The sequence below is a fragment of the Ruegeria sp. AB5 genome (genome assembly GCF_056542645.1).
Genome location: NZ_JBQGAE010000004.1, coordinates 195272 through 219112, shown reverse-complemented (window position 1 = coordinate 219112; position 23841 = coordinate 195272). Strand labels below are relative to the sequence as shown.

Below are 23841 nucleotides of genomic sequence, written 5' to 3'. Positions count from 1 at the left end.
GTCTTACTCCACCACTTTTGGAACAGCGAAGAAGCCTTCGCGCGCGTCCGGGGCATTGGCCAGAACCTTGTCCTGCTGATTGCCGTCAGTGACCACATCCTGGCGGCGCTTCAGGCGCATCGGCTCGACCGAGACCATCGGCTCGACACCGTCCACATCCACCTCGTTCAGCTGCTCGATGAACCCGAGGATGGTGTTGAACTCGGACGCCAGCGCCGGCAGCGCGTCATCCTCGACCTTGATCCGGGCCAGTTTGGCCACCTTGGCGGCGGTGCTTTGGTCAATCGACATCGGAAAACCTCATATGCGTTAGGGGGCATTTACCCGTCTGCAGCCGCAGTCGCAAGACCACAGCCCCTCCTGTTCGACACAAGATTTGAACGGCCCCACTTCACCTGCCATTCAAAGGTGAATACCCGATATGCAAAAAAGTAAACCAAATAGTTCACTTTTGATCTTGAAAACTGAACTGAACTGTTCATTTTATATCTCACAACGCAACACATACCGGAGACAGATCGTGAAAACCTTCATCACCGCCGCAATCTTGTCCGCAACCGTTCTGACCTCGCCCGCAATGGCATTTGGCGTCAGCACTCAAAGCCTTATCCCAAACCTGACATTCCCAGAGCCGGTGTCGGAACCGATCACTCAGGACAAAGTCAAACCGGGCAAGTGATATGACCCCTTCGTCCGGGCCAGCCCCCCCGTTGGCCCGGTACGAATGCAATTGACTGCTGCATCCGCTGACTTCAGCCGCTACCATCCCCAAAAGCATCCGACCCGCGTCATATCCAACGCGGTTTCGGCCAGTCCATGGAGTGGAAGATGAGCGCGCGCAAACAGGCAGTTCTGGACGCAATTGATGCGGCCAATGCTAAAGATCCCAATATCGAAGATGGCCAGCCCGAGGCCTTGCTGTATGGCAAGCGCATGAGTGCCGAATTGGACCGGCTGTTCCCCGATGCCTCGGACCCTTTGCAACTGGCGGCGCGTGGGCAACATATTGAACGTTGGAAACTTGCGCGCACGGAATACCCCGAAGGCCGCGCCGGGTATCTGGCCTGGCGCAAGGCGCAGGCCGTTCACCATGCCGACAGGGTGATGGCCTTGATGGCCCAAGGTGGGTACGGTCCCGAAGACGCTGAAAGCGCCGGTCGCATGTTGCGCAAACAGGGTATCAAACGCGACGCCGAGGTTCAGGCCCTTGAGGACGTGATCTGCTTTGTTTTCCTCAAATGGTATTTCCAACCTTTCGCGGGCAAGCATTCGGCCGAAAAGATTCAGAGCATCGTGGAGAAAACCGCGCGCAAGATGTCTTCGGACGGGCGCGCGCGTGTTTTGGCGGAATTCGATCTGCCCGATCACCTTGCCACAGCCTTTCAGGACTGAGAGCACACAGGACAAAGCCCCACTTCGGTTAAGCGTCCGTTAACCCATCAAAGGTTCAACTGACCCGGTCAGAAATGCCAAAGGTCAGGACACATGTTCAGAAAGCTGTTTGTCTGTGCGGCAATGACCAGCCTTTTGTTTGGATGTCAGGACATGCCATCGCGTCATCCAGACGCAAAGATCATCGCCGTTGGTGATTCTCTCATGGCGTGGAATGCGACTTCGGGGTCATCGATCCCGGATATCGTCGCAGACAGCATCGGTGCTCCGGTTGTTGATCGAACGGTCTCAGCCGCGTGGCTGCAAACCCAATACGATGCCCAGGGGCGCGCGCAAACCGGCGTGCAGGCGCAGTTTGTCGAAGGCAACTGGGATTGGGCCATTGTGAATGGCGGCGGGAATGACCTGATGCTGGGATGTGGCTGTTCGCGCTGCGATGCAGTGTTGGACAAAATGATCTCGGAGGATGGAAACCGCGGTCAGATCCCCAACTTCCTGCGTCGGATCCGCACGACCGGCACCCGTGTCATCTATGTGGGCTATCTGCGCAGCCCGCAGCTGTTCACTCCGATCGAACACTGCAAGGCCGAAGGTGATGAGTTTGAGGCACGCATTGCCAGGCTGGCGCAACAGGATGAGGGTATCATCTTTGTGTCCAGTCAGGATGTTGCGCGACCCGGGGATGCCTCGTATTTTTCCTTTGACCTGATCCACCCATCACGCAAATCCAGCCGCATTATCGGTGAGAGGGTCGCCGAGGTGATCAAGACGCAGGCAAAGTAGCCGCCTGTCTGCTGATCAGGACCCGACGATAGGCTTCAATCATCCAGCCCAACATGGTGGCGTTCAGGATATGCCACAGGAAATGCGTGCCAATTGGAACCCTTTGGCAGATCGGCCCATCCAATGCGCGGAAGGTTATTGAAAGGATCAGGATCAATGCACCAAGGGTCAGGTTCGCGGCAAAGCGCGGCTCTTGATGCCGCAGCAAAAAAGCGTAGACCAAAATCAGCAGCGGTACCGGCGCATAGGCAGCAGACCCACCCAGGCCCGGCACAAATTGGAACAGAGGGATCGTAGCGGCCGCGTAGGGCACAAACAGGAGCGTCCCGACCAGAGCATAGCCGGACGGCATACGCCAGACATCCTTGTTCACGGCAAAGATGTAAATCAGGATGAACAGCAGAATGGGTATCACATCCGCAATTGCAGCCCAGACCTGCGCATGAGTGTGAAACAGGTAGCTGCCAAGCCCGATCACGGCCAGAACCAGAACCAGCCCCATCGCAAGCGGCATATCCTGCCCCTTCACCCTGCGCCACATAATGAAAGCTGCGATCAGGAAGGCCGCATTGGTCACCGCGTTGATCGGCTCGGCCCAATAGGCCGCCGACATCCTCTCACAATACCCGTCGATTTGCTGCATCCAGTCCATGAACTTTTACATAGCGGATGCTAAGTTGGTGCCAATAGGCATCGAAGGAGGATTTTCGCATGAACATCATTTGGTTGGGCCATGGCAGCTTTCGCGTTGAGACCGAAGGCCAGGTGTTGCTGATCGACCCTTGGCTGACGGGCAACCCAGTCCTGCCCGACGATCAGCATGACGCTGCTGTGGAAGGGGCGACGCATATCCTGCTCACCCACACCCATTTCGACCATGTTGTGGACGTTTTGCCTTTGGCCAAACACCTGAAAGTACCTGTTGTTGGTCAATATGACCTCATGGGCTACTGGTCAGAGGCCGAAGGGATTGAGACCATCGGCTTCAACAAAGGCGGTACGGTGAACCTGAACGGCATCAAGGTGACGATGGTGCCTGCATCCCACAGCTCGACCTTTTCGACCCCCGATGGGCTTCGGACAGGCGGCAGCGAGGTCGGCTACATGATCGCATCCGAAGGGCAAATGCTGTATGTTTCGGGCGACACCGACATCATGGCGGACATGGACTGGATGGGGGAGTACTACAAACCCGACATCGGAATTCTGTCGGCAGGCGGGCACTTTACCATGGACATGAAAGCCACCGCCTACGCGGCCAGCCGCTATTTCAACTTCAAAACGGTGATTCCCTGCCACTACAAGACCTTCCCGATCCTCGAACAATCCGCGCAGACATTGATCGACGGGCTACCCCAGGTCGATGTGATCGAACCGGAACTGATGAAGCCGATTGCCCTGTAGACTAGTCGTCCGTCCGACGTGCCGCGAAGAACGCTTTCAAGAGTGCGGTGGCTTCGTCGGCTGCAATCCCGTCATAGACCTCGGGCGCATGATGCGCCTGAGGATGCGAGAACACCCGCGCACCGTGGGCAACGCCGCCTGATTTCGGGTCAGAAGCCCCATAGTACACCCGACGAATCCGTGCAGCGGCCAAAGCTGCGGCGCACATCGCGCAGGGCTCCAACGTCACATAGAGATCGTGATCCGGCAGTCGCTCAGACCCGGCCTCGGCGCAGGCGGCACGCAAGGCCAGTATCTCGGCATGGGCCGTGGGGTCGTTCAACTCGCGGGTTCGATTGCCGGCAGACGCCACAACACGACCATCCGGCGCGACGATGACAGCCCCAACAGGCACCTCGCCGCGTTCAGCCGCCGCGCGCGCCTGTGTCAGCGCCTCGTGCATATGCGATTTGAACACCATGCCCCTGACTGCATCAGAAACCTGCCTTTCGCAAGCGCGCGGTATGGGGTATGGCCGACGCCATGAGCAACACCCCTCCTCCCGGCGATCGGATCGCCAAAGTGCTGGCCCGTGCAGGCGTCGCCTCGCGGCGCGAGGCTGAACGCATGATCGAAGCAGGCCGCGTTTCGGTGAACGGCAAGGTTATCGACAGCCCGGCCCTGAACGTGACCGCGAAAGACAAAATCGCCGTCGACGGAAAACCTGTCTCGGAACCTGAACCCTCGCGTCTTTGGCTGTACCACAAGCCAACCGGTCTGGTGACGACGACGAAAGACGAAAAAGGGCGCGCGACGATCTTTGACAATTTGCCCGACGACATGCCCCGCGTGATGTCCGTAGGGCGGCTGGACCTGAATTCCGAAGGGTTACTGCTGCTGACCAATGATGGCGGCATCAAACGCAAACTGGAACTGCCCTCAACCGGTTGGCTGCGAAAGTACCGCGTTCGCGTGAATGGCAGGCCCAAGGACGAAGATTTCGCGCCCCTGCGCAAGGGCCTTGTGATCGATGGAGAACGGTTCCAGCCCATGACCGTCTCGCTTGACCGTCAGCAGGGTGCGAATGCCTGGCTGACCATTGGGCTGCGCGAAGGCAAGAACCGCGAAATCCGACGCGCGATCGAGGATATCGGGTTTACCGTGAATCGTCTGTTGCGCGTCTCCTACGGACCATTTCAATTGGGTGATCTGAAACCCGGAGAAGTCGAAGAGGTCCGGCGCAGGGTGATGCGGGATCAACTGGGTCTGGATGGCGACGCCAAACCCGAGGGCACGGCCAAACGCGCCACACGTCCGCAAAGAAAACGGCCACCAATCGGCAAGAAACCCCGCAAGTGATGCGGGTTTAGCCACCTTCCCCCTAGCGCCAAGCCCGCGCATCCCCTAAATTTTCTGTGAATGCTGCATTTGGGGGGGCATGATGTCCGGGAGCGGAGTGCAAAAACTGGCCTATGCGGTCTTGCTGGTCCTGTTGTTCGGCGTGTGCACCGGTTTGCTAGGGGGGCTGTGAGCATGTCCAAACGGTTTGGCGGCAAATACAGTCCCCAGGGTCAGCCATCTTCCGACGCGCCACCGCCGCGGGGCCAGTTCGATGGTGCCCGGGTCGAGCCTGCAGGCGCACGGGCGAATATCCTGTTCATACCCGCCATCCCTTTGGTCTTTTTGTCCCTGAATGACGGCGCCATCGGGATGACCATCGGCTTGGTTGCCGCAGGTCTGCTGACCGCCGCCGCGTTTTTGCTGCGCGAAGGGTTGAGGGCCGAGGCCGCGTATGACGCGCGTAAATCGGCCCGTCGCCCAGCCTTTCCACGCAAGATCTTTGCCAGCGCCCTGACCGGTCTTGGCACGGCGCTTGCCGCGTACCGGACCGAATATGTGGACGCTGAAGCCGTTGGACAGGTGAGCTTGCTGGCCCCCGTTCTGTTCGGAGCCGCGGCAAGCGTTTTGCACTCGGTCTCGTTTGGACTGGATCCGATGAAAGACAAGGGCATGGAAGGTGTTGATACATTCCAACAGGACCGTGTGGCCCGCGTTGTCGATGATGCCGAGAATCACCTGTCCGAAATGACCGATGCGATCAAACGTGCCGGAGATCGCCGCATCGAGGCCCGTGTCGAACGGTTTCAGGACACCGCCCGAGACTTGTTTCGCACCGTCGAAGTAGACCCGCGCGATCTGGCCGGAGCGCGAAAATACCTGACCGTGTACCTACAGGGCGCGCGCGATGCCACGATCAAGTTCTCGGACGTTTATGCGCGTACGCGAGACGCACAGGCGCTGGCAGATTACTCGGCCTTGCTGGACGATCTGGAACAGAATTTCGCTGCGCGCACGCGCAAGATGCTATTGGATGACCGCAGTGATCTGACGGTCGAAATCGACGTGTTGCGCGACAGGCTGCAACGCGAAGGCGTCCGGTTGGACTGACCGACACCCTATATTTGAGCGAGGAACATCCCCATGTCAGATGAGATCAAGAACAAGGCGGTCGAGGCCGAAACCCTGGTGCAAGAAGTCACGGCCGTGGCCCTGCCCGAGCCGGTCGCCGAGATCGTCTCGCTTGAAGATGCTGACGAACCCGTCAGCGCCGAGATTCGCAAGCGCATGAACGAGATCGACATGGGCAACACCAATTCGATCGTTTCTTTCGGGTCCTCTGCACAGGCAGAGTTGCAAGAGATCAGCCAGGCTATGCTGGCAGATGTGCGCAACAAGGATGTCGGCCCCGCCGGGGACAGCCTGCGCAATATCGTCACCACGATCCGCGGCTTTTCGGTAAGTGAGCTGGACGTGCGTCGCGAACGCAGTTGGTGGGAAAAGCTGCTGGGCAAGGCCGCGCCTTTTGCCAAGTTCACCGCTCAGTACGAAGAAGTTCAGGGACAGATCGACCGCATCACCGATGATCTGCTGAGCCATGAACATACGCTGTTGAAAGATATCAAATCGCTTGACCTGCTCTATGACAAGACGCTTGGTTTCTACGACGAGCTGGCGCTTTACATCGCAGCAGGAGAAGAAAAGCTGACCGAATTGGACAGCCACGACATCCCCGAAAAGGAAACCAAAGTTCAGGCCGCACCCGAAGACCAACAGGTTATGATTGCGCAGGAACTGCGCGACATGCGGGCCGCGCGAGACGATCTGGAACGCCGTGTGCACGACCTGAAACTGACCCGTCAGGTGACAATGCAATCGCTGCCCTCGATCCGGTTGGTTCAGGAAAACGACAAGTCTCTGGTCACCAAGATCAACTCGACCCTGGTGAACACCGTTCCGCTGTGGGAAACCCAACTGGCGCAAGCGGTCACCATCCAACGCAGCGCTGAAGCCGCCGCTGCCGTGCGGGATGCCAATGACCTGACCAACGAGTTGCTGACCTCGAATGCCGCTAATCTGCGCGAAAGCAACAAGATGATCCGCGAAGAGATGGAACGCGGCGTCTTTGACATCGAAGCCGTGAAACAGGCCAACGCGGATCTGATCGGGACGATCAACGAAAGCCTCGCCATCGCAGATGAAGGCAAGGCCAAGCGCGCCGCAGCCGAGCAGGAATTGCAGAAAATGGAGACCGAGCTGCGCGATACATTGGCCGCTGCAAAGGCGCGGCGCGACGGGACCGGCGACAATGCCGGCACCGCTGTTCCGGGCTAAGGTGGGTTGGGCGTGCGGCCTTTGTACATTTTCAAACTGGGCCTTGGGGGTTTGATGTTGCTGGCATTGGTTGCTTGCGACGAAACCCTGACGTCTGCTGTTGCGCCGCAACCCAGCCCTGCGCCGCCGCCCCCGGCGGCGAACGCGTACGTTCCACCCTCTGCCGCAAGCCAGGATCTGGCTCGCTTTTACCAGCGCGTCGAGCGCGATTTGCTAACGCGCGGTCTTTTGCGAACCGATGGGGGTGGGCCGGATACGCCATATGACGCTGATGACCTGGGTCGGAACTTTGAGGCGATAGCCTTTTACAGCGAATATCCGAATCACAGCGTCTCATTTGGTTCGCGGCAAACAGACGGGCAATTGAGCCGCTGGTCGGGGCCCGTGCGCATCCAGACAGAATTCGGCCCCTCGGTCCTGCCCGCCACGCGGGCACAAGATGATGAGATGGTCCAATCCTATGTTGCGCGGTTGGCCAAACTGACCGGACACCCGATATCCACGGTCAGCCGCAAGGCGAATTTCCATGTCTTTTTTGCGGGCAAGGACGACAGCACCTATGTCGTGACCCGCCTGAAAGAGCTGGTTCCGAATATCAGCCAGGCCTCGCTGGATCTGGTCGCCAACCCGCGCGCGAATTTCGACTGCTTTGTCTTTGCCTCAGCCACAAGCAGCGCCCCGAACAAATACGTGCGCGCAGTGACGCTGATCCGCTCGGAACTGCCCGATCTGGTCCGGCGCAGTTGCATCCACGAGGAAATCGCACAAGGGCTTGGCCTGTCCAATGACAGCCCCGCCGCGCGGCCTTCGATCTTTAACGATGATGACGAGTTTGCCCTGCTGACAAGTCATGATGAGAAACTGCTGACAATGCTCTATGATCCGCGTCTTGAGCCCGGAGTGACGGTCGATCAGGCCCGCCCCGTGGTGCGGATCATTGCGCGCGAATTGATGGGTCAGCCGCTCTGACCCCAAGGACAGGAGAACCCAAATGGGAATTTTCGATTTTCTGACCGGAGAATTCATCGACGTCATTCACTGGGTCGATGACTCCCGCGACACCATGGTCTGGCGCTTCGAACGTGAAGGGCACGAGATCAAGTATGGTGCCAAGCTGACCGTCCGCGAAGGTCAGGCGGCCGTGTTCGTGCATGAGGGACAGTTGGCGGATGTGTTCACGCCGGGCCTCTATATGCTTGAGACCAACAACATGCCGATCATGACGACCCTGCAGCATTGGGATCATGGCTTTCAGTCTCCGTTCAAATCCGAGATCTACTTCGTCAACACGACCCGGTTCAACGACCTGAAATGGGGCACGAAAAACCCGATCATGTTGCGAGACCCCGAATTCGGCCCGACCCGTATCCGGGCCTATGGCACCTACACGGTGCGGGTGAAGGACCCGGCAAAGTTCCTGGTCGAGATCGTCGGAACCGATGGCGAATTCACCATGGATGAAATCAGCTTTCAGGTCCGTAACATCATCGTGCAGGAGTTCAGCCGCGTGATCGCCGGGTCGGGCATTCCGGTTCTCGATATGGCAGCAAACACCGCAGATCTGGGTAAACTGATCGCAGCCGAGGTGTCACCCGTTCTGGACAACTATGGGTTGGAGATGCCCGAATTCTACATCGAGAACATCTCGCTTCCGCCTGCGGTCGAGGCCGCTCTGGACAAGCGGACCTCGATGGGGCTGGCAGGCGATCTGGGCAAGTTCACCCAGTATTCCGCAGCCGAGGCGATGACCGCAGCAGCCAACAACCCCGGCCAAGGCGGGGGTTTGGGCGCTGGACTTGGCATGGGGATGGGCATGGCCATGGCGCATCAGATGTCGAACATGGCAGCGGGTCATCCGGGCGGCCCATGGGGATCGCCCGCCCCCGCTGCGCCGCAACCGACAGCGCAGGCTGCCCCGCCACCGCCTCCGCCGGTTGAGCACGTGTGGCATATCGCAGTGGATGGTCAGACAAGTGGGCCGTTTTCCAAGGCCAAGATGGGGCGCATGGCCACCGACGGGGAACTGACCCGCGAAACCCATGTCTGGACCGCCGGTCAGGATGGCTGGAAGAAGGCAGGTGACGTGCAGGAGTTGGCGCAGCTGTTTACCATATTGCCGCCTCCCCCACCGGGTGCGTGATCCAAACCGAGCAAAGTCGAGCCATGACCGAAGAACATCGCTTTCCCTGTGAGCAATGCGGCGCGGATTACCGGTTCAACCCCGGTGACGGCACGTTGACATGTGATCATTGCGGGCACTCGGAACCCATCGGCGCTGGACCATGGGGCGGTGCAAGCCTGCGAGAGCTCGATTTTGATGCCGCCATCGCTGATCGACTGCCGGACAGCGAAATCGAAGAAACGCGAGTTTTATCCTGTCCAAACTGTGCTGCACAGGTCGAGTTCGATCCGAACACCCATGCGGCCGAGTGCCCATTCTGTGCGACCCCCGTGGTGACGGATACCGGAGTGAACCGGCATATCAAACCCAAGGGTGTGTTGCCCTTTGCGCTGGATGAACGGGCGGCCCATACAGCGATGGCTACATGGTTGGGGCGCCTATGGTTCGCGCCGAACGGCCTCAAGGACTACGCCCGCAAGGGTCGCAGGATGCAGGGCATCTATGTCCCCTATTGGACCTTCGACGCCGACACCAAATCCAGCTACCGGGGTGAACGGGGCGTCGTGTACTACGAAACGCGGACCGTCATGCGCGATGGCAAGCGCGTGCAGCAACAGGTGCCCAAAACCCGCTGGACACCAAAGTCGGGGCGCGTGGCGCGGTTTTTTGATGATGTTCTGGTGCTCGCCTCACGCTCACTGCCGAAGACATACACCGACGCCCTGGAGCCATGGGACCTGCCGGCTCTGGAACCCTATCAACCTCAATATCTGGCAGGGTTCCGCGCCGAAGCCTACTCGGTCGAGTTGGCCGAGGGGTATTCCGAGGCGCGGGCGCATATGGCGCGCGTGATCGAGCGGGATGTGAGATTCGATATCGGCGGAGACCGTCAGCGCATACATGCGGTGGATACAGATGTGCGCGATGTGACGTTCAAGCATGTCCTTCTGCCGGTCTGGATGGCCGCTTACAAATATCGCGGCCAGACCTATCGCTTTGTGGTCAACGGACGCACCGGACGGGTGCAGGGTGAAAGGCCATGGTCTGCCATCAAGATCACCATTGCTGTGGTTCTGGGCCTGCTGGTTGCTGCGGGTCTAGGCTACGTAATAGCGACAACGCAAGGGTAGCCTTGCCCAAACTGACACAAACGGGTGTTTTCCCGAACGTTGGCAAGGCTTTGGGTGACATTCCTGTCAGTGGCAGCTAAAACGTCCGAGACACGGCTTCGACAGTGCTGGGGGACAATGCGCGCGGTTTTGCAACGAATTTCACGGGCTTCGGTTTCAGTGGATGGAATAAGTGTCGGACAGTCTGGACCGGGCCTCATGATCCTTGTTTGCGCGATGCAGGGCGACAACGAGGAAAACGCCGCCAAGTTGGCGGGCAAAATCGCCAAGATGCGGATTTTCAAGGATGACGCGGGCAAAATGAACCGTTCTGTTCTGGATGTAGAGGGGTCAGCCTTGGTGATCAGCCAGTTCACCCTGGCAGCCGATACGGCCAGCGGCAACCGCCCCGGGTTCTCTGACGCTGCGCCACCGGAGCTAGGAAAGCACTTGTACGAAACCTTTGCTCGGAACCTGGCCTCATATGGTATTGCCGTCGAAAAGGGGCAATTCGGGGCCGATATGGCCGTGGAACTGGTCAATGATGGGCCGGTGACGATTTGGATGGAAAACTGATGACACGCGCGGAACAAGCAATCGCACTCTGGGAGGCCGGAGTGGCGGCGGTAGACGGCTATGCGGCAACTAGGAACGCGTTGTCTGGTGTTGCTAAACCGGACCGGATTTTGGCCGTTGGCAAACCAGCCGCCGCGATGACGCGTGCGGCGCTGGACCATTTTGGCGACATACCGGCACTGGTCGTCACCAAAGACGATCACGGCAAAGACTTGCCCGATAGTGTCGACGTGATTGAAGCCTCGCACCCTGTTCCGGACAGCCGCAGTCTCGCAGGTGGGCGGGCCCTGCGCCTTGCGGTCGAAGCGATGCCGTCAGACGCGCATCTGCTTTTGTTGGTGTCCGGCGGTGCATCCTCGCTGGCCGAGGATCTGATAGAAGGCAAAACACTTGATGATCTGGAAACGCTGAATAAATCGCTGCTGTCCGAAGGCCTGGACATTGGCGCAATGAATGCCGAACGACGCAAGCTGTCGCGCGTCAAGGGAGGCGGGCTATTGTCGCGGTTCAAAGGCAGGCTGGTAACGGTTCTGGCCATCTCGGACGTGCCCGGTGATGACTTGAACGTCGTCGGCTCGGGCATCGGAGCCCTGCCCGAAGGCGTCTCGTTTGAGGCCACGACGCAAATCATCGCCTCAAACGCCCATGCACGTGCCGCTGCGGCGGCAGCCGCCAAAGAGGCCGAACTGAAGGTTCAGGCCAATCAAGAGGCGTTGCATGACGACTACCGCGCCGTCGCCACTTCCTTGGGTCAAATGATACGTCACATGGAACCGGGCGTGATGGTGTTTGGAGGAGAGCCAACTGTTGTTCTGCCCCCACAGCCAGGACGCGGAGGGCGCAATCAGGCGCTTGCATTGGCGCTGGCCCGAGAGATATCGGGTCATGACGACATCACAGTCGTTGTGGGCGGAACCGATGGGACAGACGGCCCAACCAGCGCAGCGGGCGGAATCGTTTCAGGCGCGACCTGGGGTACAGGGGCCGAAGAGGCGCTGAGGGACGCAAACAGCGGACAGTATCTGGACGATACCAATGCTTTGCTGGTTACCGGACCAACAGGAACCAACGTGATGGACCTGATTGTCGCAATTCGGCAATGAATTGACGCGTTTGTGTCATATCTTGCAGGAAAGCACGTTGATCATCCTGACCATGCGGCGGTTTTACAAACAGGGGGCCGCGACAGTGCAGCCGCCCGACACGTCAATGTCATGACCTATGCGTCGTTGAGGCAGAAATCTTCTTGCCCGCTAAGCTGAAATGCGCCAGCTTTGACTCATGCGTCAATAAAAAGCTCGCAAAGAGCAATAACTCAGAAAAACAGGGAGAACCCAAATGAAAGATAAACTCACCTATCTGGCCGGCCAGGTCGCGGCAGGCAAACTCAGCCGTCGCGAATTCATGGGCAAGGCGATCGCCATGGGCGTCACCATTGCAGCGGCCAGCACCATGTTCGCGACGGCAGCGCGCGCCGCTGGCCCGGTCAAAGGCGGAACCATTCGCGTCGGCATCCAGGGTGGTGGTTCGTCCGACAGCCTTGACCCGGCGCTGGCTGCAAACGCCACAGCAACCCAGGTGCTGCGCCTTTGGGGTGAGCCTCTGCTGGAGCTCGATCCCAATGGTGGACTATGGCCACGCCTGGCCGAAAGCTTTGAAGCTTCTGCTGATGCAACGGTATGGACCTTCAAAATCCGCTCGGGTGTCAATTTCTCGAACGGCAAGACCATGACTGCCGACGATGTTCTGGCCACCATCGAGCGTCATTCCGGTGAGGATACGCAATCCGGGGCACTTGGCCTATTGCGCGGCATCAAAGCCATGAGCGTCGAGGGCGACAAGTTCATAGTCGAACTGGACAAACCCAACGCTGACCTGCCCTATCTGATGACCGACTATCACCTGCTGATCCAGCCCAATGGCGGCAAGGACGACCCGACTGCTGCCATCGGCACGGGCCCCTATGTGCTGAGTTCCGTGGAACCGGGCGTACGGTTTGTTGGCGAGAAGAACCCCGACTATTGGGATGACAATGTTGGTCATGCCGACACGGTCGAACTGCTTGTCATCAATGACGATACCGCTCGTGTGGCGGCGCTGCAGTCTGGTCAGGTTCACATGATCAACCGCGTCCCGCCCCGCACAGCCAATCTGGTTGGACGCGCGCCTAATATCAATCTGCGCACCACCTCGGGTCCAGGACACTATGTGTTCATCATGCACACGAACACAGCACCCTTTGACAACAAGGACCTGCGGCTGGCGCTCAAGTACGGCATCAATCGTCAGGAAATGGTCGACAAGATTCTGTTTGGCTTCGGCTCGGTCGGAAACGACACTCCGATCAACAGCGCCTACCCGCTATACACAGAGCTGGAACACCGCGACTATGATCCGGACAAGGCAAAGTTCCACATGGATCAGTCAGGCTTTGACGGGTCGGTCCTGTTGCGCACGTCGGACAACTCGTTCCCGGGTGCGCCGGATGCTGCGGCTCTGTTCCAGCAATCCTGCGGCGCAGCTGGCATAGATATCGAGATCAAACGTGAACCGAATGACGGTTACTGGTCCGAGGTCTGGAACAAGCAGCCCTTCTGCACCAGCTACTGGGGTGGACGTCCGACGCAGGATGCGATGTTCTCGACCGCGTATCTGTCCACTGCGGACTGGAATGACACCCGGTTCAACAACGAGCAATTCGACCAGTTGCTGATTGCCGCACGTGGTGAGTTGGATGACACCAAGCGCACGCAGATGTATGCGGACATGTCCACCATCCTGCGTGACGAAGGCGGACTGATCTGTCCGATGTTCAACCAGTTCGTCGATGCAACATCGAGCGAGCTTGATGGCTGGGTTGAAACAAGTGTCGGGTTCGACCTCAACAACTTCTACGCTCCGATGACCATGTGGGTTGCTGCCTGATATGGGAATCGCGATGAAACTTGTGGTCCAGCGCGTTGCGCTGGGCCTTTTGCTGCTACTGGCCGTGTCCGTACTGATCTTTGTGGGCACGCTTATTTTGCCCGGCGACGTGGCCCAATCCATTCTCGGCCAGTCCGCAACCCCCGAAGCCCTTGCCAACCTGCGCGAAGAACTGGGGCTGAACGAACCCGCCATAACGCGCTATTTCGACTGGCTTTTTGCCGCGTTGCAAGGCGATCTGGGGACCGCTTTGACCAATGGTCGCGACATTGCCGAGAGTATTGGTCAGCGCATGTCGAACACGCTGTTTTTGGCCTTTTGGGCCGCGATCATCTCGGTGCCATTGGCCATTCTTCTGGGCCTGATTGCCGTGCGCTACCGCGATCGCTGGCCGGACAAGCTGATATCGGCTGTTACGCTGGCTTCGATCTCGATCCCGGAATTCCTGATCGGCTATCTGTTGATGTATTTCATCGCCGTGCAACTGGGCTGGTTCCCATCCGTCGCAATGATCGGCGATCACATGAGCCTGTTGCAAAAGCTTCAAGCCATCGCCCTGCCCGTCATGGTTCTGACGCTTGTGGTGCTGGCGCATATGATGCGCATGACACGCGCGGCCATCCTGAACGTGATGCAGTCGGCCTATATTGAAACGGCTGAACTCAAGGGCCTGTCAGGGTTTCAGGTCATCGCCCGCCACGCCTTTCCGAACGCCATCGCACCAATCGTCAATGTTGTGATGTTGAACCTCGCCTATCTGGTTGTGGGTGTTGTGGTTGTCGAAGTGGTGTTTGTCTATCCCGGCATGGGCCAATATCTGGTGGATCACGTTGCCAAACGTGACGTTCCCGTTGTGCAGGCCTGTGGTCTGATTTTTGCCGCCGTTTATATCGGCCTCAATATGGTTGCGGACATTGTCTCGATCCTGGCCAACCCGCGTCTGAGGCATCCGAAATGAAGAACATCCCAATTTCCGCAATGATCGGGCTGTTCCTGACGGCCCTCTACTTTCTCATGGCGCTGTTCGCGCCGCTCATCGCGCCTTACGGCATGGCCCAAGTGGTCGGCGATGTATGGGAACCCTCCAAGATCGAGATCATGCTTGGGATCGCACCCGCAGGTTTCACCGAGTCGAATTTTTGGCTGGGCACCGACAACATCGGCCGCGATCTGCTGAGCCGGATGATCTATGGTGGGCGCACGACGATCTTCATCGCAACGGCTGCGACGATTCTGTCCTTTGTGACCGGCTCGGTTCTGGGCTTCTTTGCGGCGGTGATGGGCGGCTGGGTCGATCAGGTGCTGTCGCGCTTTGTCGATCTGATGATGTCGATCCCGACGCTGATTTTTGCCCTTGTGATCCTGTCTGTGATGCCGGTGACGGTTCCGATCCTGATCGTTGTCATGGGTCTGCTGGATTCGACCCGCGTCTATCGCCTCGCCCGTGCCGTTGCGGTCGATATCACCGTCATGGACTATGTCGAGGCCGCGCGTCTGCGTGGCGAAAAGATTGCCTGGATCATCTTCCGCGAAATCCTGCCCAACGCGTTGTCACCGCTGGTGGCCGAGATGGGTCTGCGGTTCATCTTTGCCGTTCTCTTCGTCTCGACCCTCTCGTTCCTGGGGCTGGGTGTCCAGCCGCCCGAGGCCGACTGGGGCGGTATCGTGAAAGAAAACAAGGAAGGCATCGTCTACGGCATTCCGGCCGCGCTGTTGCCCGCCGTGGCCATCGCGACGCTGGCCATTTCGGTCAACCTTGTGGCTGACTGGGTTCTGAACCGTACCACATCGCTGAAAGGAGGCCGAGGATGAGTGATACCCTTCTCAAGGTCCGCGACCTCAAGATCGGCGCGACTGTCTATCCGCCGGGCGAAAAGCCCCATGACATCGAAATCGTGCACGGGGTCAGCTTTGACCTCGAACGCGGCAAGGTGCTGGGGCTGATCGGCGAATCCGGGGCCGGGAAATCCACCATCGGTCTTGCGTCGATGGCCTATGGCCGGGGTGGCGTGAAGATCACCGGTGGCGAGGTCTGGGTCAACGGACGAGACATTCTGAAAGCCAGTCTGGGGGATATCCGGAACCTGCGCGGGGGCGAAGTTACCTACGTGTCTCAATCCGCCGCCGCGTCCTTCAACCCTGCCAAAAAGATCATGGATCAGGTGATCGAAGCGTCTGTCGAACACAAGAAATTCTCGCGCAAAGAAGCGGAAGCCCGCGCACGGGAGCTGTTCGCCAAACTGGGTCTGCCCGACCCGGATAACATCGGCGAACGCTATCCGCACCAAGTCTCAGGCGGTCAGTTGCAGCGCTGCATGACTGCACTGGCACTGTGCCCCGAGCCTGATCTGGTGGTGTTCGACGAACCAACCACAGCGCTGGACGTGACCACGCAGATCGATGTTCTGATGGCGATCAAGGAAGCCATTGCCGACACTGGCGTTGCCGCGCTTTACATCACCCACGATCTGGCCGTCGTGGCGCAGGTGAGCGACGACATCATGGTGTTGAAAATGGGGGACACCGTTGAATACGGCACCACCGATCAGATCATCAACAATCCGCAGGAAGAGTACACGCAGGCGCTGGTCTCTGTGCGCTCGATCGACCACGAAGAGAAACAGCCGACATCGGAACCGGTGCTCAGCGTTGACGGTATCACCGCGCGCTACAAGGGGCTGAATTTCGACGTGCTGCACAACGTCAATGTCGAACTTCATCCGGGTCAGACCTTGGCGGTCGTGGGAGAATCCGGTTCGGGCAAGTCGACGCTGGCGCGGGTGATCACCGGCCTGCTGCCACCACGCGACGGCGAAATCACCTTTGCCGGTCGCAAGCTCTCGCCCGATCTCAAGGGGCGGACCCGCGAAGACCTGCGCGAGTTGCAGATGATCTACCAGATGGCTGACGTGGCAATGAACCCGCGTCAGACCGTGGGCACGATCATCGGTCGCCCGCTGGAGTTCTACTTCAACATGCGCGGGGCCGAAAAGCGCAAACGGATCATCGAACTGCTGGATGAGATCGAACTGGGCGAGAAGTTCATCGACCGCTATCCAGCGGAACTGTCCGGTGGTCAGAAACAGCGTGTGTGCATCGCACGATCGCTGGCCGCGAAGCCCAAAATGATCATCTGTGATGAGGTCACTTCGGCGCTGGACCCACTGGTGGCGGATGGCATTCTCAAGCTGCTGCTCGACCTGCAAAAGATCGAGAACGTGGCCTATCTGTTCATCACTCACGATCTGGCGACGGTGCGTGCAATCAGCGACAGCATCGCAGTGATGTATCAGGGGCGTGTTGTGCGCTACGGTCCCAAATCGCAGGTCATGAGCCCGCCGTTTGACGACTATACCGACCTGCTTCTGAGTTCGGTGCCCGAGATGCAGTTGGGTTGGCTGGAAGAGGTTGTGGCCCATCGCAAGATGGAAAGCGCCGGAAACTGATCCGCTGCCACGAAAGGAATCCGGCGGGTCTCGGCCCGCCGGTCTTTGTTTGATCTAAGCCTGCGGACCGTAGCGCTGATGGTGCCGGGCCAAAACCTCGCTCAGCTCGTCCTGATAGCGCATGCCTTGCAGGGTTTGCTGCAACACTCCTTCACCGTCGAACAACAGCAGGGTTACGTGGGGCACGCCATATCGGTTGGCGAACCCGGCCCCGTCCTGCTGGCTGATATCGGCAACGAGATAGATTAAATCATCATCCTCGAACTGTTTCATTGCCTTGCGCGTTTCACGCTGCAACGCCGTACAGATCGAGCATTGCGGGTCATGCACCTGCACAACCACCGGCTTGCCTCTCCCGATCCGCGTCAGATCATGCTCAGCCTGCATGGCACGGACCGAGCGCGTCATGAAAAAGCCAGCGCTCCCGACCACGACAGCGGCAATCGCACCGTTGCGGGCAAGCCGCAGAACTTCCCTCCGGGACGTACCGTTTGCTTGAGCTTCCTTTGCCTTTTGCATTTGTGCTTTTTTGCGTTTTGAAATCTTTGCCATCACCCGACCCGCGCGATTATCCTTGATCGGAATCATAGTCGTTTGAGCAGATTGGCGAACTCACAATCCCGGCATCAAATCACAGCGGCTTCGTCAGGCAAGATGTCGTTTTTTGCGTTGCCGAACGGGGCATGCGCCGTCAAACAGGCATCACTAACAGCAAAGGATGCCTGACATGGACCGCAAACTCCTCCTCATTATTCTGGACGGTGTTCCGTGGCGCAATTTCCGCCGACTGTTTGGCAATCTGGAAGGCTGGGTCGACAGTGGCGAGGCGCAGGTCTGGAAGCTGCGCGCGGTGCTGCCCTCGACCTCGGCCAGTTGTTACGCCTCGATTCACACGGGCGTCACACCACAGCAGCATGGCTGCACCGGCAACGGCAACGTCTTCCGATTGAGCCACAAGGATGTGTTCAGTCAGGTCCGCGAGGTCGGTGGCGTGACCGGGGCGGTCACTCACAGCTACTGGTCGCAGTTTTTCAACCGGCATCCTTTCGACTACGTCCGCGATGTTGAATATGACGAGCCTGACAGCAAGACCATCAACCATGGTCGGTTCCACAGCATGACCGGCTATGGCAAGGCCAATCAGATGACGCCTTCGGATGTGGATCTGTTCGCCACGCTGACCAATCTCTGCCTGCGCTTCGGTCTGGATTACGGGATCCTGCACACTTGCACGCTGGACAGTATGGGTCATCGATTTTTTCACGATTGCGAGGAAATGGATCACGCCTGCTTTGTCGCCGATGAGATGCTGGCCCCCTTTATCCCACACTGGCGCCAACTGGGGTATGAGGTCATCGTGACAGCTGACCACGGACAGGATGAGCGTGGTCATCACGGCGGGCGTAGCCCATTGCAGCAGGAAACCGCGCTGTACTACTTCGGAGACGCCAAAGGCCCCGAAGCTGATGCCGTCATCGATCAACTGCAGCTGGCGCCGACGATCCTGAACCGTATGGGGGCACCGCTGGCCGACACGATGAAGGCCAAGCCCTTTCTGACGTGATCAATCGTAGGACCAGATCCCCTGACCCAAAGCCTCGATCGCAACCGAGATCCGTTCAAAGCTGTCCGCTGCGCGCTTGACCGAGTTTCGGGCGCGCAAATAGCCGTGGACCAGACCGGTCTCATTTATCCACTCAGCTTGCCCGCCTGCAGTTTTGATGGCCTCACAGTAATCCGACCCGTCATCGCGCAAAGGATCACAATCGGCTGTCACAACCACAGTGGGCGGAAGGTTTGAAAAATCACTGTCTTGCAACGGTGCGAATGTTGGGTCGCCTTCAGGGGCCGCCCCTGCGCACCGGGTCTTTTCGTAGAACAGCACCTCGTCACGAGTCAGCAACGGGGCCTGCGCGTGCTCCAAATACGATCCCTTGGACGTATCGCCCCCAAGTGCCGGATAGATCAGAACTTGCCCCAACACGGTCTCTAACCGTCCCCGAGCATGATGGGCTACCGCCGCCGCCAAAGTTCCACCGGCGCTGTCGCCTGCCAGCACCAAGGGGTCACCGAATTCCTCTGCGGCCCATGCCGTAGCGGTCCAGCTATCCTGAAACTGAACCGGATGCATGTGTTCGGGGCACAGACGATAGTCGACAGCAACGATCCGATACCCCGTCTGGACGCAAATCTCGGCGCAGACATCGTCATGACTGTCCAATCCTCCAACGACAAATCCCCCACCATGGAAATAGACGACGGTGCGTGTGGGTTGGCCTGCCCAATACAGACGGACCGGCACGCCATTGGCGGACCGGTCCTGTGTTTCTACGCCTTGCGGGCGGGGCTGGCGAAAATCCCGACACATCGCGTCATAGACCCGACGTTGGTCCATGATCGACAGTTCCACTGCGTCGTCAGGATAGCTTTCCGCCGTGCGTCTTATGAACGCCCAAGTTTCTTCATCGATCAGACGTTCATAATCCATGTTCCCTCCCGGTCAGGCAGCCCACTCCCATGGCCGGGTAAACGATCCCAGCACTTTGCTGACATCGTCCTCTGACGCGCCGTTCGCGTCAAGCTGTGCGACAAGACCGCGTTTCTTGTCATCGATTACCGAGACAACACGCGCATCGACGCCTGCACTTTCCAAAGCACCGTTGTACACCCGCGTAATGGCGTTCTTGCGCAGGTCAGGCTTGAAGACCTTGCCAACAGCGGTTTTGGGCAGTTCAGTCAGGATCGTCATATGCTTGGGCTGTGCAGCACGTTCGTGCACATGCACTTTGCAGAACTCCATCAGTTCCTCTTCGGTGACCGAGGCCCCTTCGATCAATTCGACGAAGGCGCAGGGCACCTCGCCCGAATGGGCGTCGGGTTGGCCAATGGCACCGGCAAAGGCGACGGCCTGGTGGCCCAAAAGTGCCTCTTCGATCTCGGCCGGGTCGATATTGTGGCCGCCGCGAATGATCAGATCCTTCGCACGACCGGTGATCCACAAGTACCCATCCTCGTCAAACCGCCCCAGATCGCCCGTGCGCAAATACTTGTCGAAATGGTAAAGATTCTCGTTCTTGTCGGCCTCGGTATAGGTGTTGCCCGCGAAGACGCCGGGGTTCGAGACGCAAATCTCACCGATCTCGTCCGCCGCGCATTCATTGGGTCCATCCGGACCGTCCTTGAGGATTTTGACATCCGTATACGGGAACGGAATACCGATCGAACCGATCTTCTTCTCACCATCCACCGGGTTGCAGGACACCAGACAGGTTGCCTCGGTCAGGCCATAGCCCTCGACAATGGTCACGCCGGTCGCTTCTTCAAAGCGTCGGAACAGTTCCACCGGCAGAGGGGCCGAACCCGAGAAGGCGGTCTTCACGGTCGAGATATCTGCATCCACCGGGCGTTGCATCTTGGCCGAAATTGCCGTGGGAACGGTGATGATAAAACTCACTTTCCAGCGTTCGATCAGTTTCCAGAAATTGTCGAACACACCGTCGCCGCGATATCCGGCCGGTGTCGGGAAGACCACATGCGCGCCTGACGACACGGCCGCCATCATGATCACGTGAACGGCAAAGACGTGGAACATGGGCAGCGGGCACATGATGACGTCGTTTTCGTCAAACAACAGCGTGTGACCCAACCAGCCATTGTAGACGAGGCCGGAATACTTGTGCTGCGCCACTTTTGGCATACCGGTCGTACCGCCCGTGTGGAAAAAACAGGCGACCCGATCTTCCTTGCCATCCTCAAAGTTCAATGTCTTGGGCTGCTTTGCCAGCTCGCGATTAAAACTTTTGTAATCCGCGTGGGCCAGTTTTTCCTTGTCGCCCATCTTTGGTCGCAGGAACGGCACCAGCCAGGATTTTGGCGGTGTGAGGTATCGGTTCAGGTCAATTTCGAGAATGGTGTTGACCTTTGGCGCATGGCGCACGGCTTCTTCAACCTTCTGCGCGACATCCGTTTTCGGGAAAGACTTCAGCGTCACAACAACCTTGGCTTCGGTTTCCCGCAAGATTGCCGCAATCTGCTCGGGCTCCAGCAGCGGGTTAATCGGGTTCACGATCCCTGCCACGGCTCCGCCCATCAATGTGATCAACGTCTCGTTGCAGTTGGGCAGCACATAGGCCACCACGTCCTTTTCACCAATCCCCAGCGAACGAAACAGGTTCGCTGCCTGATTGACCTGTCCCAGCAGGTCAGACCACGTCAGTGTCTCAGCTTTGTCATTGGGGCCTGACAGAAGTTGAAAGCTAACCGCGTTGTGATTTGGGAAATTCTTTGCTGTACGCGACAGCAACTGGTGAAACGTCACCGGCAGGTCACGCTCCTCCCACGGCATTTCCTGTTCAATCCGCTCTTTGTCTTCCTTCCCAACAAGGGGCATGTGGTTCCTCCCGGTATTTTTTTCTCCCGCGCGTCACGCGCGATTTTGATCCTTGATTAGATGGGATCACAACCTTGGCGACGCAAGCAAGGGCTTAGCCGTGGAAAAGCCAAAAATGTAGAATGACGCTACGACGCAACTGCGAATTTCCGTACGTCATTTACTCGGCGGCAACCCCGTCGGTGAATTGCAGGCGCGCCAGACGGGCATAGAGGCCATCCTGAGCCACCAGATCGTCATGGGTGCCCTGTGCGACGATCCGGCCGGCATCCAGTACGATGATCCGGTCTGCCTTTTTCACGGTGGCCAGACGGTGCGCAACGATCAGCGTCGTCCGTCCCGCGCGCATTTTGTCCACTGCCCCCTGAACCGCGCGTTCGCTTTCCGCATCCAGGGCCGAGGTCGCCTCGTCCAGCAGCAATACCGGCGCATCGCGTAAAATCGCGCGCGCTATGGCGATACGCTGCTTCTGGCCCCCCGACAACATCACACCGCGCTCGCCGACAAAGCTGTCGTAGCCGTCCGGCAACGCAGCGATAAAGTCATGGGCTGCTGCAGCACGCGCCGCAGATTCAACCTCGGCATCCGAGGCATCCAACCGACCGAACCGGATGTTTTCGCGGGCCGAGGCCGCAAAGATAACCGGATCCTGAGGAACCAGCGCGATGTGCTTGCGAAAGTCTGAGCGATCAAGGTCCTGAAGATCGGCACCATCCAACAGGACGCACCCGGAATTCGGGTCATAGAACCGCTGGATCAACTGAATGACAGTTGTCTTGCCTGCGCCCGATGGACCAACAAACGCAACGGTTTCGCCCGGATTGACATGCAGGGACAGCTTGTCCAGCGCCACCACATTGGGCCGCGCTGGATAGCGGAAGGTCACATCCTGAAACTTGATATCACCCCGTACAGGCTGCACCAACGATTTTGCCTGCGACGGATCTTCAACCGTGTCTTCTGCGTTGAGGAGTTCAACCAACCGCTCAGTCGCACCAGCCGCGCGTTGAAGCTCGCTCCAGATCTCGGACAAGGCGGCAACCGATCCGGCCATGATGATCGAGTAGATCACGAACTGGATCAGAACACCTTCGGTCATGACCCCGTTGCGCACATCATTGGCCCCCATCCAAAGCACACCAACGATGCCGGAAAACACCAGAAAGATCACGATGACAGTCAGAACAGCCCGCGTCTGAATGCGCCGCAGAGAAACGACATAGGAGGTTTCGGTCATATCGCCAAACTGCTGGCGGCTGGCCTGTTCGTGGGTAAAGGCCTGCACGGTCTGCACCGCGCCCAACGCCTCACCCGCGTTGCCCGAAGACGCAGCGATCCAATCCTGATTTTCGCGGCTGATCACCCGTAATCGACGACCGAGAACCAGAATCGGCACGACGACAACCGGGATCAACAACAGAACCAATGCCGTCAGCTTTGCCGAGGTCAGCAGCATCAGCGCAAGCCCGCCAAAGAACAGCAATATGTTGCGCAGCGCAATCGATACGGATGATCCCAAGACCGATTGGATCAGCGTTGTATCCGTGGTGATGCGGCTCAGAACTTCACCGGTCAGGATGCGCTCGTAGAATTCAGGGCTCATGCCAATGACGCGGTCGAAGACAGCTTTGCGAATGTCCGCAACCACGCGTTCACCCAGACGCGTCACCAACGCATAGCGAACGCCTGTCCCAACGGCCAAAATGCCCGCGATACCCAAGGCGGCCAGAAAGTACCACTCCAGCAGCTCTCCATCCTTGATGCGAAAGTTGTCCACCACGCGCCGCACAGCCAGTGGCAAGCTTAGCGTCATGCAGGCCGTCACAACCAGCGCCATGAACGCGCCGGCCATCAGCAACCGATACGGCCTCATAAAGGGCCAAAGCGCGGCCAGAACACCCAGTTTCTTGGAACCTGCTCGTTCTTCGCTGGCTCCCGGCGCGGGTGCGGTCGTCGAGCTGGCTGTCTGTCTCGCCATATGGGGCCCTTACATCGTCAACAGTGCTTGAGTGACTGTTTCTTGGCGATAGTGGCCCCTAGGGT

The 23841-nt window shown here is 58.5% G+C and carries 24 protein-coding genes; 17 read left to right on the top strand and 7 right to left on the bottom strand.

The window, feature by feature from the left end; all coding sequences use genetic code 11:
* Positions 1-3: 3 nt before the first annotated feature.
* Positions 4-291 (bottom strand): Asp-tRNA(Asn)/Glu-tRNA(Gln) amidotransferase subunit GatC, encoded by a 288-nt coding sequence (gene gatC / locus ACR0L4_RS10305; protein WP_142636734.1) that lies wholly within the window; start codon positions 289-291, stop codon positions 4-6.
* 229 nt (positions 292-520) lie between these two features.
* Between gatC and ACR0L4_RS10300 the strand changes: the two genes are divergently transcribed.
* From ACR0L4_RS10300 to ACR0L4_RS10290, 3 genes are all read left to right on the top strand, one after another.
* The gene (locus tag ACR0L4_RS10300) at positions 521-679 is read left to right on the top strand and encodes a hypothetical protein (RefSeq protein WP_480512709.1); all 159 of its coding nucleotides are present in this window, start codon (positions 521-523) and stop codon (positions 677-679) included.
* 149 nt (positions 680-828) lie between these two features.
* Positions 829-1392 (top strand): DUF4202 domain-containing protein, encoded by a 564-nt coding sequence (locus ACR0L4_RS10295; RefSeq protein WP_480512707.1) that lies wholly within the window; start codon positions 829-831, stop codon positions 1390-1392.
* A 93-nt stretch (positions 1393-1485) separates the two neighbouring features.
* Positions 1486-2175 (top strand): SGNH/GDSL hydrolase family protein, encoded by a 690-nt coding sequence (locus ACR0L4_RS10290; RefSeq protein WP_480512705.1) that lies wholly within the window; start codon positions 1486-1488, stop codon positions 2173-2175.
* Here ACR0L4_RS10290 and ACR0L4_RS10285 read toward each other — a convergent pair.
* Complete coding sequence (locus tag ACR0L4_RS10285) at positions 2156-2827, bottom strand: ceramidase domain-containing protein (RefSeq protein WP_480512703.1); 672 nt, start codon at positions 2825-2827, stop codon at positions 2156-2158. The genes ACR0L4_RS10290 and ACR0L4_RS10285 overlap by 20 nt on opposite strands.
* Positions 2828-2886: 59 nt before the next feature.
* Here ACR0L4_RS10285 and ACR0L4_RS10280 point away from each other — a divergent pair, with 59 nt between their 5' ends.
* On the top strand, positions 2887-3579 hold the full coding sequence (locus ACR0L4_RS10280) for a metal-dependent hydrolase (protein ID WP_480512701.1): 693 nt from the start codon (positions 2887-2889) through the stop codon (positions 3577-3579).
* Position 3580: 1 nt separating this feature from the next.
* On the opposite strand, the gene ACR0L4_RS10275 is transcribed toward ACR0L4_RS10280, so the two are convergent.
* On the bottom strand, positions 3581-4039 hold the full coding sequence (locus tag ACR0L4_RS10275; protein WP_170750531.1) for a nucleoside deaminase: 459 nt from the start codon (positions 4037-4039) through the stop codon (positions 3581-3583).
* A gap of 62 nt (positions 4040-4101) precedes the next feature.
* On the opposite strand from ACR0L4_RS10275, the gene ACR0L4_RS10270 reads away from it, so the two are divergent.
* The 12 genes from ACR0L4_RS10270 to ACR0L4_RS10215 all read left to right on the top strand — a co-directional run bounded on the left by ACR0L4_RS10270 (position 4102) and on the right by ACR0L4_RS10215 (position 17408).
* Complete coding sequence (locus ACR0L4_RS10270; RefSeq protein WP_480512699.1) at positions 4102-4917, top strand: pseudouridine synthase; 816 nt, start codon at positions 4102-4104, stop codon at positions 4915-4917.
* Between the two features lie 174 nt (positions 4918-5091).
* Positions 5092-6006 (top strand): 5-bromo-4-chloroindolyl phosphate hydrolysis family protein, encoded by a 915-nt coding sequence (locus ACR0L4_RS10265; protein WP_480512698.1) that lies wholly within the window; start codon positions 5092-5094, stop codon positions 6004-6006.
* Positions 6007-6039: 33 nt separating this feature from the next.
* Positions 6040-7230: a toxic anion resistance protein gene (locus ACR0L4_RS10260; RefSeq protein WP_480512696.1), complete on the top strand. Its 1191-nt coding sequence runs from the start codon at positions 6040-6042 to the stop codon at positions 7228-7230.
* 54 nt (positions 7231-7284) lie between these two features.
* Complete coding sequence (locus tag ACR0L4_RS10255; RefSeq protein WP_480512815.1) at positions 7285-8199, top strand: DUF2927 domain-containing protein; 915 nt, start codon at positions 7285-7287, stop codon at positions 8197-8199.
* A gap of 22 nt (positions 8200-8221) precedes the next feature.
* Positions 8222-9370: an SPFH domain-containing protein gene (locus tag ACR0L4_RS10250; RefSeq protein ID WP_480512694.1), complete on the top strand. Its 1149-nt coding sequence runs from the start codon at positions 8222-8224 to the stop codon at positions 9368-9370.
* 23 nt (positions 9371-9393) lie between these two features.
* Positions 9394-10482: a TFIIB-type zinc finger domain-containing protein gene (locus ACR0L4_RS10245; RefSeq protein WP_170750521.1), complete on the top strand. Its 1089-nt coding sequence runs from the start codon at positions 9394-9396 to the stop codon at positions 10480-10482.
* Positions 10483-10599: 117 nt separating this feature from the next.
* Positions 10600-11037 carry a D-aminoacyl-tRNA deacylase gene (dtd, locus tag ACR0L4_RS10240; RefSeq protein WP_480512691.1) on the top strand — a complete coding sequence of 146 codons (438 nt, stop codon included), beginning with the start codon at positions 10600-10602 and terminating at the stop codon, positions 11035-11037.
* Positions 11037-12140 carry a glycerate kinase type-2 family protein gene (locus ACR0L4_RS10235; protein WP_480512689.1) on the top strand — a complete coding sequence of 368 codons (1104 nt, stop codon included), beginning with the start codon at positions 11037-11039 and terminating at the stop codon, positions 12138-12140. Before dtd ends, ACR0L4_RS10235 begins: the two co-directional genes overlap by 1 nt.
* A 235-nt stretch (positions 12141-12375) precedes the next feature.
* Entirely contained in the window at positions 12376-13962 is a 1587-nt protein-coding gene (locus ACR0L4_RS10230; protein WP_480512687.1) for an ABC transporter substrate-binding protein, read from the top strand.
* A 1-nt stretch (position 13963) separates the two neighbouring features.
* Positions 13964-14920, top strand: a complete 957-nt coding sequence (locus tag ACR0L4_RS10225) for an ABC transporter permease (RefSeq protein ID WP_170750515.1) — start codon at positions 13964-13966, stop codon at positions 14918-14920.
* Entirely contained in the window at positions 14917-15774 is an 858-nt protein-coding gene (locus tag ACR0L4_RS10220) for an ABC transporter permease (RefSeq protein WP_170750513.1), read from the top strand. Before ACR0L4_RS10225 ends, ACR0L4_RS10220 begins: the two co-directional genes overlap by 4 nt.
* The gene (locus ACR0L4_RS10215) at positions 15771-17408 is read left to right on the top strand and encodes an ABC transporter ATP-binding protein (protein WP_170750511.1); all 1638 of its coding nucleotides are present in this window, start codon (positions 15771-15773) and stop codon (positions 17406-17408) included. Before ACR0L4_RS10220 ends, ACR0L4_RS10215 begins: the two co-directional genes overlap by 4 nt.
* A 54-nt stretch (positions 17409-17462) precedes the next feature.
* Here ACR0L4_RS10215 and ACR0L4_RS10210 read toward each other — a convergent pair whose 3' ends face one another.
* Positions 17463-17927, bottom strand: a complete 465-nt coding sequence (locus tag ACR0L4_RS10210) for a peroxiredoxin family protein (RefSeq protein ID WP_480512684.1) — start codon at positions 17925-17927, stop codon at positions 17463-17465.
* 208 nt (positions 17928-18135) lie between these two features.
* Here ACR0L4_RS10210 and ACR0L4_RS10205 point away from each other — a divergent pair, with 208 nt between their 5' ends.
* Entirely contained in the window at positions 18136-18972 is an 837-nt protein-coding gene (locus tag ACR0L4_RS10205) for an alkaline phosphatase family protein (protein WP_480512682.1), read from the top strand.
* Here ACR0L4_RS10205 and ACR0L4_RS10200 read toward each other — a convergent pair whose 3' ends face one another.
* The 3 genes from ACR0L4_RS10200 to ACR0L4_RS10190 all read right to left on the bottom strand — a co-directional run bounded on the left by ACR0L4_RS10200 (position 18973) and on the right by ACR0L4_RS10190 (position 23776).
* On the bottom strand, positions 18973-19896 hold the full coding sequence (locus ACR0L4_RS10200) for an alpha/beta hydrolase (RefSeq protein WP_480512680.1): 924 nt from the start codon (positions 19894-19896) through the stop codon (positions 18973-18975). It abuts the gene before it with no gap.
* A 12-nt stretch (positions 19897-19908) separates the two neighbouring features.
* The gene (locus ACR0L4_RS10195; protein WP_480512678.1) at positions 19909-21798 is read right to left on the bottom strand and encodes an acyl-CoA synthetase; all 1890 of its coding nucleotides are present in this window, start codon (positions 21796-21798) and stop codon (positions 19909-19911) included.
* 160 nt (positions 21799-21958) lie between these two features.
* Positions 21959-23776, bottom strand: a complete 1818-nt coding sequence (locus ACR0L4_RS10190) for an ABC transporter transmembrane domain-containing protein (protein ID WP_480512676.1) — start codon at positions 23774-23776, stop codon at positions 21959-21961.
* Positions 23777-23841: the final 65 nt, after the last annotated feature.

Excerpts from the sequence above, each read along its gene's own strand:
- dtd (WP_480512691.1), top strand. The coding sequence starts at position 10,600 with ATGCGCGCGGTTTTGCAACGAATTTCACGGGCTTCGGTTTCAGTGGAT.
- ACR0L4_RS10250 (WP_480512694.1), top strand. The coding sequence starts at position 8,222 with ATGGGAATTTTCGATTTTCTGACCGGAGAATTCATCGACGTCATTCAC.
- ACR0L4_RS10200 (WP_480512680.1), bottom strand. The coding sequence starts at position 19,896 with ATGGATTATGAACGTCTGATCGATGAAGAAACTTGGGCGTTCATAAGA.
- gatC (WP_142636734.1), bottom strand. The coding sequence starts at position 291 with ATGTCGATTGACCAAAGCACCGCCGCCAAGGTGGCCAAACTGGCCCGG.
- ACR0L4_RS10290 (WP_480512705.1), top strand. The coding sequence starts at position 1,486 with ATGTTCAGAAAGCTGTTTGTCTGTGCGGCAATGACCAGCCTTTTGTTT.
- ACR0L4_RS10225 (WP_170750515.1), top strand. The coding sequence starts at position 13,964 with ATGGGAATCGCGATGAAACTTGTGGTCCAGCGCGTTGCGCTGGGCCTT.
- ACR0L4_RS10270 (WP_480512699.1), top strand. The coding sequence starts at position 4,102 with ATGAGCAACACCCCTCCTCCCGGCGATCGGATCGCCAAAGTGCTGGCC.
- ACR0L4_RS10275 (WP_170750531.1), bottom strand. The coding sequence starts at position 4,039 with ATGGTGTTCAAATCGCATATGCACGAGGCGCTGACACAGGCGCGCGCG.
- ACR0L4_RS10280 (WP_480512701.1), top strand. The coding sequence starts at position 2,887 with ATGAACATCATTTGGTTGGGCCATGGCAGCTTTCGCGTTGAGACCGAA.
- ACR0L4_RS10260 (WP_480512696.1), top strand. The coding sequence starts at position 6,040 with ATGTCAGATGAGATCAAGAACAAGGCGGTCGAGGCCGAAACCCTGGTG.
- ACR0L4_RS10245 (WP_170750521.1), top strand. The coding sequence starts at position 9,394 with ATGACCGAAGAACATCGCTTTCCCTGTGAGCAATGCGGCGCGGATTAC.
- ACR0L4_RS10230 (WP_480512687.1), top strand. The coding sequence starts at position 12,376 with ATGAAAGATAAACTCACCTATCTGGCCGGCCAGGTCGCGGCAGGCAAA.
- ACR0L4_RS10285 (WP_480512703.1), bottom strand. The coding sequence starts at position 2,827 with ATGGACTGGATGCAGCAAATCGACGGGTATTGTGAGAGGATGTCGGCG.
- ACR0L4_RS10295 (WP_480512707.1), top strand. The coding sequence starts at position 829 with ATGAGCGCGCGCAAACAGGCAGTTCTGGACGCAATTGATGCGGCCAAT.
- ACR0L4_RS10265 (WP_480512698.1), top strand. The coding sequence starts at position 5,092 with ATGTCCAAACGGTTTGGCGGCAAATACAGTCCCCAGGGTCAGCCATCT.
- ACR0L4_RS10220 (WP_170750513.1), top strand. The coding sequence starts at position 14,917 with ATGAAGAACATCCCAATTTCCGCAATGATCGGGCTGTTCCTGACGGCC.
- ACR0L4_RS10195 (WP_480512678.1), bottom strand. The coding sequence starts at position 21,798 with ATGCCCCTTGTTGGGAAGGAAGACAAAGAGCGGATTGAACAGGAAATG.
- ACR0L4_RS10235 (WP_480512689.1), top strand. The coding sequence starts at position 11,037 with ATGACACGCGCGGAACAAGCAATCGCACTCTGGGAGGCCGGAGTGGCG.
- ACR0L4_RS10215 (WP_170750511.1), top strand. The coding sequence starts at position 15,771 with ATGAGTGATACCCTTCTCAAGGTCCGCGACCTCAAGATCGGCGCGACT.
- ACR0L4_RS10210 (WP_480512684.1), bottom strand. The coding sequence starts at position 17,927 with ATGCAAAAGGCAAAGGAAGCTCAAGCAAACGGTACGTCCCGGAGGGAA.
- ACR0L4_RS10205 (WP_480512682.1), top strand. The coding sequence starts at position 18,136 with ATGGACCGCAAACTCCTCCTCATTATTCTGGACGGTGTTCCGTGGCGC.
- ACR0L4_RS10255 (WP_480512815.1), top strand. The coding sequence starts at position 7,285 with ATGTTGCTGGCATTGGTTGCTTGCGACGAAACCCTGACGTCTGCTGTT.
- ACR0L4_RS10190 (WP_480512676.1), bottom strand. The coding sequence starts at position 23,776 with ATGGCGAGACAGACAGCCAGCTCGACGACCGCACCCGCGCCGGGAGCC.